The organism is Citrobacter sp. TBCS-15, from assembly GCF_005280815.1.
Classification (GTDB): domain Bacteria; phylum Pseudomonadota; class Gammaproteobacteria; order Enterobacterales; family Enterobacteriaceae; genus Citrobacter; species Citrobacter werkmanii.
In genome coordinates, this window is record NZ_SZWK01000035.1 from 1 (window position 1) to 488 (window position 488).

The 488-nt window shown below is 26.2% G+C and carries 1 protein-coding gene; it reads left to right on the plus strand.

Going from position 1 to position 488, the window contains the following annotated elements; genetic code table 11:
• Window positions 1-77 precede the first annotated feature (77 nt).
• On the plus strand, window positions 78-287 hold the full coding sequence (locus tag FDW96_RS02825; protein ID WP_047692940.1) for a hypothetical protein: 210 nt from the start codon (window positions 78-80) through the stop codon (window positions 285-287).
• The last annotated feature ends 201 nt before the right edge of the window (window positions 288-488 follow it).

A 488-nucleotide genomic window follows, 5' to 3' on the forward strand; every position in this document is an offset into this window, starting at 1 on the left:
TTAGCTAATGAAATTGATTTATCTTGGTTCAAATAATATCTAAGATTTGATAAATATAAAATAAACGGAGAAAATAGATGAGTTATACAACAAAACACAAACCTTACAAACTGAAAAGCATTAAATGTAGTGGTTGTGGCTGGTCAATATCACACTGCATGGACTTAAAAAAAGAACAACTTAGAATAAAAAGTTTAAAAAAAGAAGTTGTAAAAGAATATATCCATGTAGATAACCCTAAATGTAAGCATTGCATTGAATTAGAAAAAAGGAGAAACAAAAAATGAAATCTAAATGTACTAAGTGTCAGGAAATGAGAAAAGCTAGTGGTTTAAGTTATTTAAAGTGTCCTAAGTGCAAACAAGAAGCTAGAGATGAAAGAAAAAAACTAAAAAAATTGTTTATAAAAGCGAAATGGCTAAAACTAATGATGAACTAAGAAAAATATCTAAACGATTAAATCAAGATAGTATAAACAAATTCATAAA

Coding starts and splice junctions, on each gene's coding strand:
- FDW96_RS02825 (WP_047692940.1), top strand. CDS start 78: ATGAGTTATACAACAAAACACAAACCTTACAAACTGAAAAGCATTAAA.